Source organism: Sphingomonas sp. Xoc002, assembly GCF_050408055.1.
In the GTDB taxonomy this organism is placed as follows: Bacteria; Pseudomonadota; Alphaproteobacteria; order Sphingomonadales; family Sphingomonadaceae; genus Sphingomonas; species Sphingomonas yabuuchiae.
Genome location: NZ_CP191175.1, coordinates 1904851 through 1919260, shown reverse-complemented (window position 1 = coordinate 1919260; position 14410 = coordinate 1904851). Strand labels below are relative to the sequence as shown.

General features: G+C 66.0%; 12 protein-coding genes. 7 read left to right on the top strand and 5 right to left on the bottom strand.

The genetic code is table 11. The annotated features are described in order from the left end of the window. Window positions 1-8 precede the first annotated feature (8 nt). The 5 genes from treY to ACQR50_RS08435 all read left to right on the top strand — a co-directional run bounded on the left by treY (window position 9) and on the right by ACQR50_RS08435 (window position 7174). The gene (gene treY / locus ACQR50_RS08455; RefSeq protein ID WP_428970595.1) at window positions 9-2408 is read left to right on the top strand and encodes a malto-oligosyltrehalose synthase; all 2400 of its coding nucleotides are present in this window, start codon (window positions 9-11) and stop codon (window positions 2406-2408) included. Continuing rightward, window positions 2405-2968, top strand: a complete 564-nt coding sequence (locus ACQR50_RS08450; RefSeq protein ID WP_428970594.1) for a DNA-3-methyladenine glycosylase — start codon at window positions 2405-2407, stop codon at window positions 2966-2968. The genes treY and ACQR50_RS08450 overlap by 4 nt, the downstream gene beginning before the upstream one ends. A 105-nt stretch (window positions 2969-3073) precedes the next feature. Next, entirely contained in the window at window positions 3074-3262 is a 189-nt protein-coding gene (locus ACQR50_RS08445; RefSeq protein WP_428970593.1) for a hypothetical protein, read from the top strand. A gap of 89 nt (window positions 3263-3351) precedes the next feature. Then, window positions 3352-3978, top strand: coding sequence for a retropepsin-like aspartic protease family protein (locus ACQR50_RS08440; protein WP_184104422.1), 627 nt, complete (start codon window positions 3352-3354; stop codon window positions 3976-3978). Window positions 3979-4066: 88 nt separating this feature from the next. Beyond that, the gene (locus tag ACQR50_RS08435) at window positions 4067-7174 is read left to right on the top strand and encodes a response regulator (protein WP_428970592.1); all 3108 of its coding nucleotides are present in this window, start codon (window positions 4067-4069) and stop codon (window positions 7172-7174) included. Between the two features lie 319 nt (window positions 7175-7493). On the opposite strand, the gene ACQR50_RS08430 is transcribed toward ACQR50_RS08435, so the two are convergent. The 4 genes from ACQR50_RS08430 to ACQR50_RS08415 are packed head-to-tail and all read right to left on the bottom strand — an operon-like array spanning window position 7494 to window position 12165. After that, complete coding sequence (locus ACQR50_RS08430; RefSeq protein WP_428970591.1) at window positions 7494-8822, bottom strand: ATP-binding protein; 1329 nt, start codon at window positions 8820-8822, stop codon at window positions 7494-7496. Next, on the bottom strand, window positions 8819-9529 hold the full coding sequence (locus tag ACQR50_RS08425) for a response regulator (RefSeq protein WP_428970590.1): 711 nt from the start codon (window positions 9527-9529) through the stop codon (window positions 8819-8821). The genes ACQR50_RS08430 and ACQR50_RS08425 overlap by 4 nt, the downstream gene beginning before the upstream one ends. A 9-nt stretch (window positions 9530-9538) precedes the next feature. Beyond that, window positions 9539-10108, bottom strand: a complete 570-nt coding sequence (locus tag ACQR50_RS08420) for a gamma carbonic anhydrase family protein (RefSeq protein WP_428970589.1) — start codon at window positions 10106-10108, stop codon at window positions 9539-9541. Further along, the gene (locus ACQR50_RS08415) at window positions 10108-12165 is read right to left on the bottom strand and encodes a malate synthase G (RefSeq protein ID WP_428970588.1); all 2058 of its coding nucleotides are present in this window, start codon (window positions 12163-12165) and stop codon (window positions 10108-10110) included. The genes ACQR50_RS08420 and ACQR50_RS08415 overlap by 1 nt, the downstream gene beginning before the upstream one ends. A gap of 115 nt (window positions 12166-12280) precedes the next feature. Between ACQR50_RS08415 and ACQR50_RS08410 the strand changes: the two genes are divergently transcribed. Both ACQR50_RS08410 and ACQR50_RS08405 read left to right on the top strand, forming a co-directional pair. Further along, window positions 12281-13153, top strand: a complete 873-nt coding sequence (locus ACQR50_RS08410; protein ID WP_428970587.1) for a LysR family transcriptional regulator — start codon at window positions 12281-12283, stop codon at window positions 13151-13153. Window positions 13154-13232: 79 nt separating this feature from the next. Then, on the top strand, window positions 13233-14168 hold the full coding sequence (locus ACQR50_RS08405; RefSeq protein WP_428970586.1) for a DUF808 domain-containing protein: 936 nt from the start codon (window positions 13233-13235) through the stop codon (window positions 14166-14168). 6 nt (window positions 14169-14174) lie between these two features. On the opposite strand, the gene ACQR50_RS08400 is transcribed toward ACQR50_RS08405, so the two are convergent. Then, complete coding sequence (locus ACQR50_RS08400) at window positions 14175-14393, bottom strand: DUF5818 domain-containing protein (protein WP_428970585.1); 219 nt, start codon at window positions 14391-14393, stop codon at window positions 14175-14177. Window positions 14394-14410 lie beyond the last annotated feature (17 nt).

Here is a 14410-nt window from a genome sequence, read left to right as displayed (position 1 = left end):
CGTCGCCCATGACGCCGCGCGCCACCCATCGCTTTCAGTTTCACAAGGACTTCCCCTTCGCCCGAGCGGAAGCCCTGCTGCCCTATCTCGACACGCTGGGGATCAGCCATGTCTATGCCTCGCCGATCACCACGGCGGCGGCTGGATCGATGCACGGATACGACGTCATCGACCCGACGCGGATCAATCCGGAACTGGGCGGCGAAGAAGCCTTCCGGTCCCTCGCCGAGGCCGCCAGGGCACGCGGCATGGGTGTCATCATCGACATCGTGCCCAATCATATGGGCGTGGCGGGCGGCGGCAATGGCTGGTGGAACGACGTGCTGGCCAAAGGTCAGGCAAGCCGCTTCGCACGCTTTTTCGATATCGACTGGTCCCGCAAGCTCGTCCTGCCGATCCTTGGCGAGCCGCTGAACAAGGTCTTGGCGGAGGGCCAGATCGTCGTCGAGCGCCGCGACGGCCGTGCCGAGGTCGTCGCCTATGGCGAGCATCGCCTGCCGATCCGGGATGAGGATCAGGACGGGGCCGAGACGCAGGACCTAGCGGCCTTGCTCGATCGCCAGCATTATCGCCTGGCGTCGTGGCGGGTATCAAACGACGAACTCAACTGGCGGCGCTTTTTCACGATCAACGATCTGGCGGGGCTGCGCGTCGAAGACGATCAGGTCTTCGAAGACACCCATGCCCTTTATTTCCGGCTTTATGAGCAAGGATGGATCGACGGCGTCCGGATCGACCATGTCGACGGACTGACCGACCCGATCGGCTATTGCCGCAAGCTGCGCGCGCGCTTCGACGCCATCGCGCGAGACGATGGCAACCGCGCCTATATCGTCGTCGAAAAAATCCTCGCGGCCGACGAGTCCATGGGCAAAGATTGGGGCGTCGACGGCACCAGCGGCTATGACTTCATGGAGGAGGTATCGGCCCTGCTCCACGCGCCCGAGGGCACCAGGCCGCTCGCCGAGCTCTGGGCACAATTGAGCGGCCGTTCGGACCAGTTCGCGCCGGAGGAACTCCAGGCGCGGCAGGACCTGCTCGCGTGGCAGTTCGCCGGACAACTGGACCAGTGCGTCGCGGCCTTCGCAGCGCTGACCACTTCCGCGCGGGAACTGGAGGGGGCGATCACCACCCCGATGCTGCGACGGGCAATCGAGCGGCTGCTGTGGGTCTTTCCGGTCTATCGGACCTATGGCCCGGATGCGCCTTCGTCCGATGAAGCCATCCGCCGAATGGCGCGCGAACGGGTCGAGCCGCTATTGCCCCCCGGAGAGGCCTTTGTCGTCGACCAGATGCTGGAATGGCTGGCGGGGTCCGGGCCCGGCGACCGCGAACGGCTTGGAGAAGCGGTCAGGCGTTTTCAGCAGCTTTCGGCCCCCATCGCGGCCAAGGCGGTCGAGGACACCGCCTTTTATCGTCACGCGACCTTGCTCTCTCGCAACGATGTCGGGTTCGACGCAGCGCGGCTCAGCCTGTCGATCGCAGCTTTTCATGACCGGATGAAGGGCCGTGCGGAGCGCTTTCCGCTGGCGATGCTGACCACCGCTACCCATGATCACAAGCGCGGAGAGGATGTCCGCGCCCGGCTGGCGGTCCTCAGCGCCATGCCGGAGGATTGGCGACGCCAGGTCGAGGCTTGGCGGATGCAGACGCTGAATCTTGCCGAAGGGGTCGATCCGGCCGACTGGTATATGCTGATCCAGACGCTGGTCGGCACTTGGCCCGAACCCGGCGAACTGGGCGACTTTGCCGAACGGATTGCCGCTTGGCAGGAAAAGGCGCTGCGGGAGGCCAAGCTCCGGTCGTCCTGGGAAGACCCCGACACCGACTATGAGGCACGCTGCAACCGTCTCGCAAAGACGTTGATCGATGGCGACGAAGGGGCGGAATTCCGGGAAGGAATGGCCGCACTCCTCCACCGCATCCGTCCGTCCGCCGACGCGAATTCGCTCGTCCAGGTTGCGCTGCGCTATACGGTGCCGGGTGTGCCGGACTGCTATCAGGGGACGGAGTTCGCCGATCTGAGCCTAGTCGATCCCGACAATCGCCGTCCTGTCGACTATCCTGCGCGCGAGGCGGCCTTGGCTGACGGGTCGGCGCCGAAACAAAAGCTTATGGCCGATCTGCTAGGCCTGCGTCGCCAGCATCCCGACCTGTTCACGCACGGCACCTATCATCCGCTTGCCGTCACCGGCCATGGTCGCGACCGGGTCATCGCCTTCGAGCGGCGGTACGATGACGCCGTCCTGACCTGTGTCTTCGGTCTGCGTCTGGAGCCGTTGATGGACGAGCACGGTACCATCGACTGGCGCGATACGGCCGTCGTCCGTGATGGAGCGGTGCTGCGTCTCGGCGACCTTCTGGCGGAGGGACCGGTCTGGTACGATCTACGCGCGGGAGAGAAATGACACCGCTCCCCCTCGACTTTTATCAGAGCGAGGTGGACGACGCGGCGCGCGCGCTGATCGGCGTGACGCTAACCGTCGACGGCGTCGGCGGGGTGATCGTCGAGACGGAGGCCTATGATGCCGCCGACCCGGCCTCGCACAGTTTTGCGGGGCGAACGGCGCGGAACGCGGCGATGTTCGGACTGGTCGGCCACGCTTATGTGTATCGTATCTATGGCCTTCATCACTGCCTGAATGTCGTATGCGGTACTTCGGGCAGCGCCGTCCTGATCCGGGCGTTGGAGCCCCTGCATGGTCTGGATGTCATGCAGGAACGGCGCGGTTTTGGGCTTCCGATAAGGCAGCTTTGTTCGGGACCGGGCAAATTGTGCAGCGCGCTTGGCATCGACCTGAGCCTGAACGGCGCGTCGCTTCTGGAGCCACCTTTCGCGCTGACCGGAACGCCGAGGGCTGCGCCGGTCGTTGTCGGGCCGCGGATCGGCATCACACGGGCGGCGGAACGGCCACGCCGCTTCGGCTTAAAGAATTCTCCGTGGCTCAGTCGACCTATCGGCGACTGAATACGGCATCGCAGCATAAACCTACTGCGATGCAGCGACGTATTTACTTGATATTGACCACGACAACAGCGAGCCTCGACTCATAATAGATAAAAGGGCGAGTCGATGGAGTGGATCAAGGTCCTGGCGCTGGTTGCCATGGTCTATGGAATCTGGGCGGCCTATCAGTCACTGGGCGCACCAGTTCTTCACGAAGGCTCGCGTTATTTCCGCCAACCCGATGGAAGTTTTCGCCGCTGGTATGGCGGCCGTCGGTTTAGCGCATCCGAAGTCGGGATGACCGAACAGGGCTGATCCCGCACGGTCAGCAACGGTAAAGACGGACGCCCCTATCTCCCGGCCCTCGCCCTTCCCATATGGGAGGACGAAGGAATGGAACCGCAATGTTTGCCGATCTGGGCGTCCCCCTACCCCTGCTGGCCGTCGTCCTTGCCGTCGTGCTGGCGGGCATCATCGCTCGTCGCGTGCCCATCTTGCGCGTGGCGATCAGCCTGTTGTCCTGGCTTTTGCTCGGCGGCTTGTTGTTCGTCCTGCTACAGCAACGCCAGCAATTCGATCCCTATATCCAGCGCGCGATGCAGATCCTGAATTTGCAGGACCAGAGCGTCGTCGGCGACACGGTGCGTATCCGCATGGCGCCGGACGGCCATTTCTGGGCGCGCGTCACCGTGAACGGCGTCAACCGGCGGATGCTGGTCGACAGCGGCGCGACGCTGACCGCCCTGTCCAGCGCAACGGCACAGGCGGCTGGCCTGAAGCCCAGCATGCCCGCCTTCCCGGTGGTGCTCAACACCGCCAACGGGATGATCCGGGCGGAAACGGCGCGCGTCGACTCGCTGCGCATCGGCACCATTCGTGCGGACAAGGTGCCGGTGGTCGTGTCGCCCGCATTCGGCGAGACCGACGTGCTGGGCATGAACTTCCTGTCGCGCCTGAAAAGCTGGCGGGTCGAGGGCTCGACCCTGATCCTGGAGCCGCACCACCCTCAGCCATTAACCGGGCGGTCATGACCGCCATGATAGGCAAAGTGATACAAATCAACGCGATCGGTGCCGTCGCCGATTGACTTGACGGTACAGCTTACTCATGCGTCAACCGATGATGACTCCCCTGTCGCGAATGCTGTCGCTCCCGCCGCAGCTCGAACGATATGTTGCCGAAGCCGTGGATGCGGGCGACTTTCCCGACGATCAGGCGCTGCTGCTCGCCGCGATCGAGCGTATGCGGACCGACGGGCCGGTGTCGGACGTCGACACCTGGCTGATCGGCGGGGGCGAGTGCGGTCAGCGGGTGCGGGACATCGACTGGTCGGCAAGCCCGCTGGGTTCGATCGGCGGCTGGCCGAGCGTGTTGCGCACGACGGTCGCCAACATCGTCCATTCGCCGATCGCGAAGGTCCTGATGTGGGGACCGGCTCATGTCATGATCTATAACGATGCCTATCGCAGCATCGCCGGGCCCCGCCACCCGGAGGCTTTCGGCGGTCTGGTTCCCGACGTCTGGCCCGAAATCTGGGACTGGAACCGCGACATCCTGGACCGTGGCTTTCGCGGGGAAGACATCGCCTATCGCGACCAGGCCCTGATCGTCACGCGTGCGGGCGTCGAGGAGGAGGTCGTGTTCGACCTCTATTACACCCCCGTCTATCTCGAATGCGGCAAGGTCGGCGGCGTGATGTGCACCGTCGTGGAGAATACCGGTCGCGTGGCAGCCGAACGACGGCTGGCCGAGAGCGAGGCGGAACTGCGGATCATCACGGACTCGCTGCCCGTGCTCGTCGCCTTTGTCGATCGCGAAGAACGCTATCGCTTCGCCAATGATTATTACCGCGAGTTTCTGGGCACCGATCCCGAGGGGATGCTGGGCCAGCGGCTCAGCGACGTGCTGACGGCAGAGGATTATGCCGAGCGTCGCCCGCTTATCGAGCGTGCACTGGCCGGGGAAGCCATCGTCGCCGACGTGCACCTGCATCACCGCGACGGCAGCCGACGCCGGGCCGAAACCCGTTATATCCCGCGCCGTAACGATGATGGCGAGGTGATGGGTTTCCATATCCTCGTCTTCGACGTCGACGAACGGACCCGCCATGCCGAGGCGATCGAACGCAGCAACCGGCGTTTCCGGGCCGCAATGGATGCGGTGCACGGCGTTCTCTGGACCAACAGCGCCGATGGCCGGATGGTCGGCGAACAGCCCGGCTGGGCGGCGATCACCGGGCAGACCTTCGACGAATATCAGGGCTTCGGCTGGTCGAACGCGGTGCACCCGGACGACGCCGCCGCCTCGGTCGTGGCATGGAACGAGGCGGTCACCGCCAAGGGCATGTTCATCCACGAACACCGCGTCCGTCGTCACGACGGGGAGTGGCGGACGTTCGCGATCCGTGGCCTGCCGATCATGGCGGCCGATGGCGAGCTCATCGAATGGGTCGGCGTCCACACCGACATCACCGAGCAGCGGGCCGCCGAACAGGCCCTGCGCGATCAGGCTACGTTGCTCGCCCGTCAGGTCCATCACCGCGAACGGGCCGAAGCGCAGCTTCGCCAGCTCAACGAAACGTTGGAAAGCCGCGTCATCGAGGAGATCGCCGAACGGCGTCAGGCCGAGATGAAGCTCGCCCAGGCGCAGAAGATGGAGACGATCGGCAAGCTGACCGGCGGCGTCGCGCATGATTTCAACAATCTGCTTCAGGTCGTGTCGGGCAATCTCCAGCTGCTGGGCAAGGACGTTGCGGGCAACCAACGCGCCGAACAGCGCGTCGCCAACGCCATGGCGGGCGTGTCGCGCGGATCGAAGCTGGCCTCGCAGCTGCTCGCCTTCGGGCGGCGCCAGGCGCTGGAGCCCAAGGTCGTCAACGTCACCCGCTTCGTGCAGGGCATGGACGACATGCTCCGCCGCGCCATCGGCGAGGGCGTGGAGATCGAGACGATCGTCGGCGGCGGTCTCTGGAACACCTTCATCGATCCGGCGCAGATCGAGAATGCGCTGCTGAACCTCGCGATCAACGCGCGCGATGCGATGGACGGCCAGGGTAAGCTGACCATCGAGCTCGGCAACGCCCATCTCGACGATGATTATGCCCGCACCCATGACGAGGTGACGCCGGGCCAATATGTCATGCTGGCCGTGTCCGACACCGGCAGCGGCATGTCCGACGACATCATCCACAAGGTCTTCGAACCCTTCTTCTCGACCAAGAGTGAGGGCAAGGGTTCGGGCCTGGGTCTGTCGATGGTCTATGGCTTCGTCAAACAGTCGGGCGGCCATGTGAAGATTTATTCCGAGGTCGGCCACGGGACCACGATCAAGCTCTATCTGCCGCGTGCCATGGAAGCGGAGGATGTCGAGGTCGCGGTCGATACCGGACCGATCACCGGCGGCACCGAAACCGTACTGGTCGTCGAGGATGATGCCGAAGTGCGCGCCACCGTCGTCGAACTGCTGTCGGACCTGGGCTACCGTGTCCTGAAGGCGGTCGATGCACAGAGCGCGCTGAGCGTCGTCGAGAGCGGTATCCCGATCGATATCCTTTTCACCGACGTGGTGATGCCCGGCACGCTGAAGAGCCCGGAGCTGGCCCGCAAGGCCCGCGAACGGCTTCCCGACATCGCAGTCCTCTTCACCTCGGGCTATACCGAGAATTCGATCGTCCATGGCGGGCGGTTGGACAAGGGTGTCGAGCTGCTGTCCAAGCCCTATACCCGCGAGGCGCTCGCCCGGAAGTTCCGGCATGTTCTCGCCAATCAGCGGCAGCGCCAGATGCCGAAGGCCGAGGTTTCCGTTCCGGCGCGGGAAATCCAGGCGAGCGAGCCTGCTGCGCAGCCCCTGCATGACGGCCGCACGATCCTGCTGGTCGAGGACGATGACCTAATCCGCGCCAACACCGCCGAGACGCTTCAGGATGCGGGCTTCGTGGTGGTTCACGCCGTCACGGCGGAGGAAGCGATGACCGCGCTTCAGACGGCACAGATCGACGTTCTGGTGACGGACCTGAACCTGCCGGGTGAGTCGGGCGTGGAGTTGGCGCGGCGGGCGCGGCAGTTGCGGCCGACCCTGTCGATCATCTTCGCAACGGGCGATGGCGGCATGGCGGCCGAGGCGGCGAACATGGATGCGGCGCTGCTGACCAAGCCCTATTCGGCGGCTCAGTTGATCAATGCAATCCGCGGTCGGTTGGAAATCGTAGAGCAGGCGACCCGGCGCTGAGCCGAGCCGCCTGCTCCATTCCGGTCAGGCCCATGCCGGAGGGGACAGCAGAGGAGCCCTTGCGAAACCAGTAAAGCGGGTTAGCGGGCCTTCCAGCCCTCGATCGCGGCGAAGGTGATGATCACCGCGAGCACGAGCAGGGCGCCCTGCAATTCCAGTGCGGTCAAATCGAACTCCATCGTCATCGGTCATTCTCCCGACTGAACTTGTCTAAACTCGTCAGAGAAGGGGCCGCCCCGCTTCTGCGGAGGCCGTCTCTTCCTCTGAGTTCAGGATATACGCACCCTTTTTTGCTGCCGTGCAGCGAGTGCGTGACAAATCATGTCCGACAATGCGGAAGACGGATTTCGGCGCAAAGCCCACCTTCGGGGCGGTTGGCGAGGGTCAGTTCGCCGCCCTCCGCCGCGACCACGCGGGCGACGATCGACAATCCCAGACCGAAACCCACCGTATCGCGGCGACGCGCGGTATCCAGGCGCACAAAGGGCTCCAGCACGAGTTCGAGCGATTCGTCGGGAATGCCGGGTCCATCATCCTCGACCCGGATACGCACGTCATCACCCGGATCGGCGCGCAGGGTGATGATCGCATGCTCGCCATAATGCAGCGCATTCTCGACCAGGTTGGTCAGGGCGCGCTTCATGCCGAAGCGGCGCAGGCGACAATCGAAATGGTCCGGCCCGACATAACGGACGTCGCGGCCATGATCGGCGGCGTCGTCGGCCAGATTGGCGCACAGGATCGCCAGGTCGGTCAGTTCGGGTTGCTCGACATCGCCGTCGCCGCCCAGGAAGGCGAGGAGCGAGGAGACCATCGCTTCCATTTCCTCGATATCGGTACCGATCGCCTCGCGCACCTCGTCGTCGCGGATCGAGTCCGCGCGCAGCCGCAGCCGGGCCAGCGGAGTGCGAAGGTCATGTCCGACCGCCGCCAGCGCGCGGGTGCGTTCGTCGATCAGTCGCCCGATCCGCGCCTGCATCCGGTTGAACGCACGGGTGACGTGTCGCACTTCGCCCGGCCCGCGCTCGGGCACGATCAGCGCGGCCCCCTGCCCGCCCTGCCCCCGGCCCAGCTTGTCGGCAGCGCGCGCCAGCATCCGCAAGGGGTGCAGGATACGCCCGATCAAAGCACCGCTGAGCAGCATCAGCGCGATCGCCGGGATCAGCGCGAGCAGCACCCGGCCCAGCGCGAGATCGAGCGTACGAACGCCCTCGCGCATCCGGAAACTCAGCAGCGATCCGTCGTCCAGCCGCAGGTCACCCGACACGACTGAGGTCCGCCCCGGCGAGGTCAGCCGCAAATGGATGTCGGTCGCCGCCAGCGAAGGTTCCCAGTCGACGATCTGACGACGCATGCTGTCCATCGCCGGAGCGATCTTCGGTCGCGGCGGCGCGACGGGTGACCAGCTGACGATATAGCGATCGGTGGTCAGTTCGTCCGCCACCTCCGGTCGTTCGCCGGCGGGCCGTTCGTTGAGCACGCGCCGGGCGACGATCAGATGCTCGGCCAGCCGCCGGGCTTCGTCGTCACGCACCGAGACATGGCTGGCGCGTTCGTAGAGATAGGTGGAAATCGCGAACTCGATCGTGACCGCCAGCAGCAGGATCGCGACGATCCGGCCGAGCAGGCCGACCGAGGGGCGGATCACCGCCGTTCCACCGGCACGTTCAGCATATAGCCGACGCCGCGCACCGTGACGATCGGCGCGGCCCCGCCCGCCCCCGACAGCTTGCGGCGGAGGCGGCTGACCAGCACGTCGATGCTGCGGTCCGAGCTGTCCCCGATCCGCGCGCGCGACAATTCGATCAACCGCTCGCGCGCGACGACACGCTGCGCATTGTCGAGAAAGGCGACGAGCAGATCGAACTCGGCGCCCGTCAGCTCGACCTGTGCGCCCGAGGGCGACATGAGCTCGCGGCGAGGAAGATTGGCGGTCCAGCCATCGAAGCCCAATATCCCGGCCTCGCGCTCGCCCGGCGTGTTCTCCAGCCCGCCACGACGCAGGACGGCGCGGATGCGCGCGACCAGCTCGCGGGTGCCGAACGGCTTGGCGAGGTAATCGTCCGCACCCAGTTCCAGCCCGACCACCCGGTCGACCTCGCTGCCCTTGGCGCTGATGAAGATGATGGGGACCGCGTTTTTCTGGCGAACCTGGCGGCAGAGATCGATGCCGCTGGTGCCCGGCAGCATGATGTCGAGCAGGATCAGGTCGATCTGCCCGACCTCCAGCGCCTGCCACATTTCGGGCGCGGCATTGGCCAGCTTCACGGCGAAACCGTTCTCCTGCAGCGCGCGCGCGGTCAGGGTGCGGAGGGCGGGATCGTCCTCGACGATCAGGATGGTGGGCGGCGTCACCCCCTTTGGCTAGGCAGGTCCCGTCCGCGCGTCAACGTCTTCGCCCGCCCGTTCCGCGTCCAGCCGCGTCAGCCTGGCGGCGTAAAGCCGGCCGCGTTCCGCATAGCCGGTGGCGGAGGCGCGCAGCCGCGCGATCTGGTCGGGCTCCAGCGTCCGGACGGCGCGGGCTGGCGCACCGACGATCAGGCTGCCGGGCGGAAACACCTTGCCCTCCGTAACCAGCGCGCCTGCACCGACCAGCGACCCGGCCCCGATCACCGCATCGTTCAACACGGTCGCGCCCATGCCGATCAGGCACCCATCCTCCACCGTACAGCCATGCAGGATCGCGCGGTGCCCGACGGTGCAGCCCACCCCGATGGTCAGCGGGCTTCCCGGATCGGAATGAAGGACCGCGCCGTCCTGGATGTTCGTCCGCGCGCCGATATGGACCGGGCCGTTATCGGCCCGGACCACCGCCCCGAACCACAGGCTGACCTGCTCGCCCAGTAGCACCTCGCCGATCACATCCGCCGAGGGGGCGATCCAGGCGGTGTCATGAACAACCGGCCGGCGATCCTCCAGCGCGTATAGCGGCATCAGGCCATCTCCTTCGACTTGGCCTTCGTACGATAGCGGTGGAGCAGCGGCTCGGTATAGCCATTGGGTTGCGCCAACCCTTCGAAGATCAGCGCACGGGCCGCCCGCATCGCCAGGCCGTCCTGCGCCATCGGCTGATAGAGCGGATCGCCCGCATTCTGCGCATCGACCTTGGCCGCCATCCGCGCGAGCGCCTCCTCGACCTGGTCGGCCGAGACGATGCCGTGATACAGCCAGTTGGCGATATGCTGCGACGAGATGCGCAACGTCGCCCGGTCCTCCATCAACCCGATATCGTGCAGGTCGGGGACTTTGGAACAGCCGACGCCCTGATCGATCCACCGCACGACATAGCCGAGCAGCCCCTGCGCATTGTTGTCGAGTTCCGCCGTGATCTCCTCGGGCGACCAGTCGGGCGTCTCGGCGATCGGCGAGGTGAGCAGCCGTTCGAGCGACGCGACAGGTTCGGCGGCACGCTCGGCCTGACGGGCGGCGACGTCGACCCGGTGATAATGGGTGGCGTGCAGCGTGGCCGCGGTCGGCGACGGCACCCAGGCCGTCGAGGCGCCCGACAGCGGATGCGCGCCCTTTTGGGCCAACATGTCGGCCATCCGATCCGGCGCCGCCCACATGCCCTTGCCGATCTGTGCCCGCCCCGCAAAGCCGCAGGCCAGCCCGATCTGGACGTTGCGATCCTCATAGGCCACAATCCAGTCGCATTCCTTCATCGCCGCCTTGCGCACCACCGGGCCACCCAGCATCGCGGTATGGATCTCGTCGCCGGTACGGTCGAGGAAACCCGTATTGATGAAGACGATCCGGTCCTTCACCGCATGGATACAGGCGGCAAGGTTCGCGGATGTGTGTCGCTCCTCGTCCATCACGCCGATCTTGATGCGATGCCGCGCCAGGCCCAGCATGTCCTCGACCGCGTCGAACAGGCGATCGGCGAAAGCGGCTTCCTCCGGCCCGTGCATCTTGGGTTTGACAATATAGATCGAGCCACCGCGCCGCATCGCGATCAGGCTGGTCACGATCGTGTCAAGGATACCCTCGGGCGCTTCGCGACCGTCCGCCCGCCGGAGCGCGGGGGTGCTCATCAGATGGCCGACATTGCGGACGAACAACAGGCTGCGTCCGGGCAGCGCGAAGGCGGTGCCATCGGGTTTGCGATATTGGCGATCGGCGGCAAGCGTTCGCGTGATGGAGCGGCCGCCCTTCTCGACCCGAGCCGACAGCGTGCCGTCGATCAGGCCGAGCCAATTGGCATAGCCCGCAACCTTGTCCTCGGCATCCACCGCCGCAACCGAGTCCTCCAGGTCGCAGATGGTGGTCAGTGCCGACTCCAACACGACGTCCGCGATCCCGGCCCGGTCGTTACTCCCGATCGGGTGGTCGGCATCGACCATGATTTCGATATGCAGGCCATGATGGCGGAACAGCCAGCCCTTCTCGCTCCGACCCCGGAACAGCGACGGATCCTCGAGCCGTTCGACGGCAGTGGCGAGGTCGGGGACCTCGTCCCACCCGCCAGCTATCGGAAGCGCCTCGTCCAGAAAGCCGCGCGCCCAGCGGATCACCGCCGCCCCGCGCTCCGGGTCATAGTCCATCGCCCCCGAAACCGGCGCGATGGCGTCGGAGCCGTAGAGTGCGTCATACAGGCTGCCCCACCGGGCATTGGCGGCATTGAGCAGGAAGCGCGCATTGAGCATCGGCACGACCAGCTGCGGCCCGGCGCGCGACGCGACCTCCTCATCCACATCGTTCGGCGCGATGGTGAAGGGCGCGGGCTCTGGAACAAGATAGCCTATTTCGGTCAGAAACGCCCGCTGCGCCGCTCCGTCGCGCGCCCCGCCCTGTCGATACCAATGATCGATCTGCGCCTGCAGCGCGTCGCGGCGACGCAGCAGCGCGTCATTCTCGGGAGCGAAACGGGTGACGATATCGGCCACTCCGGCCCAGAAACGATCCGCGTCGACGCCGCTGCCGGGCAGCGCATGCTTCTCCAGAAAGCGGACGAGCGCGGGAGCGACGGACAGGCCTTGGCGGTCGATCATGCGGCTCTCCTGATGCATCGAAACTCTCCTCTGCCCTATGAGGGGGATGATAGAGCATCGCCATTTGCTCCGGTAGTCGGCATAATCGAATGGCTGTCGATCGCTGGAGGAACGAATGGACCCCGATATCGCGCTGTTCGTCGATGTCGTTCGCGAGGGCAGTCTGGCGGGCGCGGCACGTCTGTGGCGTCTGTCGCCCGCCATGGTCTCGAAACGGATCGCCCGGCTGGAGAGCCGTTTGGGTGTGCGGCTGCTCCACCGTACGACTCGCCGTCTCGCCCCGACCACAGCCGGGGCCGCCTTCCATACGGAAGTGGCACCGCTCGTCGCCGGGCTTCGCACGGCGGAGGCTCGGGTGACGCAGAATGGCGGCGGTCCCGCGGGCCCGCTTCGGGTGAGCGCACCGACCTCCTTCGGGCGGATGTGGATCGCGCCGTATTTGAGCCCGTTCCTCGACCGTTATCCGGCGATCCGGCTTCGGCTCGATCTGACCGACGATTTCATCGACATGATCGACGGCGGCATCGACTTGGCAATCCGGATCACCGCGACACCGCCTTCCGGTCTGGAAGCCCATCGCCTGGCCGACAATCGGCGGGTTCTGTGCGCGAGCCCGGCCTATCTCGCCCGCGCCGGGACGCCCCAAAGCATCGCCGATCTGGCCGACCATGCGCTGCTCGCCGCACAAGGCCAGTTTCCCTGGCGGCTGACGGGGGCTACCGTGAACGGCGAGAGCCGGGTCGAAACCCCATCCAGCGAGGTGGTCCGCGAACTGGTCCTGGGCGGCGCGGGGATTGCGCTTCGTTCATTATGGGATGTCGGCGATGCCTTGGCGGATGGACGGCTGGTCCGCCTCCTGCCCGGCCATGAAGGCTCGGCGGCGGTCGGCATCTGGGCAGTCCATGCGGCGGCGGGAGCGCCCATGGCAGTACCCGCCTTGCTCGATCATCTGCGCGAGGTCTGGCGCGACGCAACATGGATGACATGACGCGCCCGTCATTTTTCCGTGCATCGCCCCCACGGAGCCTCTAGGCACGGGGTAACAGGGTTTAGGGAGATACGGGTCGATGGCAGGTGGTCTGGTCGCATTGCTGGACGACGTGGCGGCGATCGCCAAGCTGGCGGCGGCGTCGCTGGACGATGTCGCGGGCGCTTCGGCACGGGCGGGCGCGAAGGCAGCGGGCGTGGTCATCGACGACACGGCCGTCACCCCGCGCTATGTCGTCGGGCTGGCGCCGCAGCGCGAACTGCCGATCATCGGCAAGATCGCGCTGGGCTCGCTGCGCAACAAGCTGATCTTCCTGCTGCCTGCCGCCCTGCTGCTCAGCGCCTTCGCGCCCTGGGCGATCACGCCGATCCTGATGGCGGGCGGCGCGTTCCTGTGTTTCGAGGCGAGCGAGAAGATCCTCGAAACGCTGACCGGCCATCATGCCGAGGCGGAGGATGCCGCGCCGGTCAATGCCAAGCAGCTGGAGGAGCGCCAGGTATCCGGCGCGATCCGCACCGACCTGATCCTGTCGGCGGAGATCATGGCCATCGCCCTGTCGGAACTGCCCGACCTGTCGATCGGCACCCAGGCCATTGCCCTGGCGCTGGTCGGCATCGCGATCACCGTGGGCGTGTACGGCGTGGTCGCCGCGATCGTGAAGATGGACGATATCGGCCTGCATCTGGCCGGACGCGACAATGCGACCGCCCAGGCGATCGGGCGTGGCCTGGTCAAGGCGATGCCGGTCGTGCTGCGCGTACTGGCGATCGTCGGCACTGCCGCGATGGTCTGGGTCGGGGGCGGGATCATCGTCCACGGCATGGAGGAATTCGGGCTGACCACCCTGCCCCATCTGATCCACGGCACCGCGCATCACGCGGGCGAGGCGCTGCCGGTCGGCGGTGCGGTGGCGGAGTGGCTGATCGGCGCGATCGGCTCGGCCATTGTCGGCCTTATCATCGGCGCGGTCATCGTGGGTGTGCTGCACCTGATCCCGGGCAAGAAGGCGCACTGATCCTGGTCAGGCGGCCCTGACGCCGTCGACCTCCATCACATCGGGGGTCAGCAGGTGGCCGGTCACCGCGACCGATTTTCCGACATGGTCGACGGGAACCCGCATCAGGCGCAGCTCCAGATGCCTTCCGTCATCGCCTTCCAGCACAAAGGCGCCGCCCCGGCGGACCAGACGACCGCTTCGAACGAGCGATGGGGAGGTGTTGGCGCGGTCGTTCGTCGTCATGTCCATTCAATGCCGAC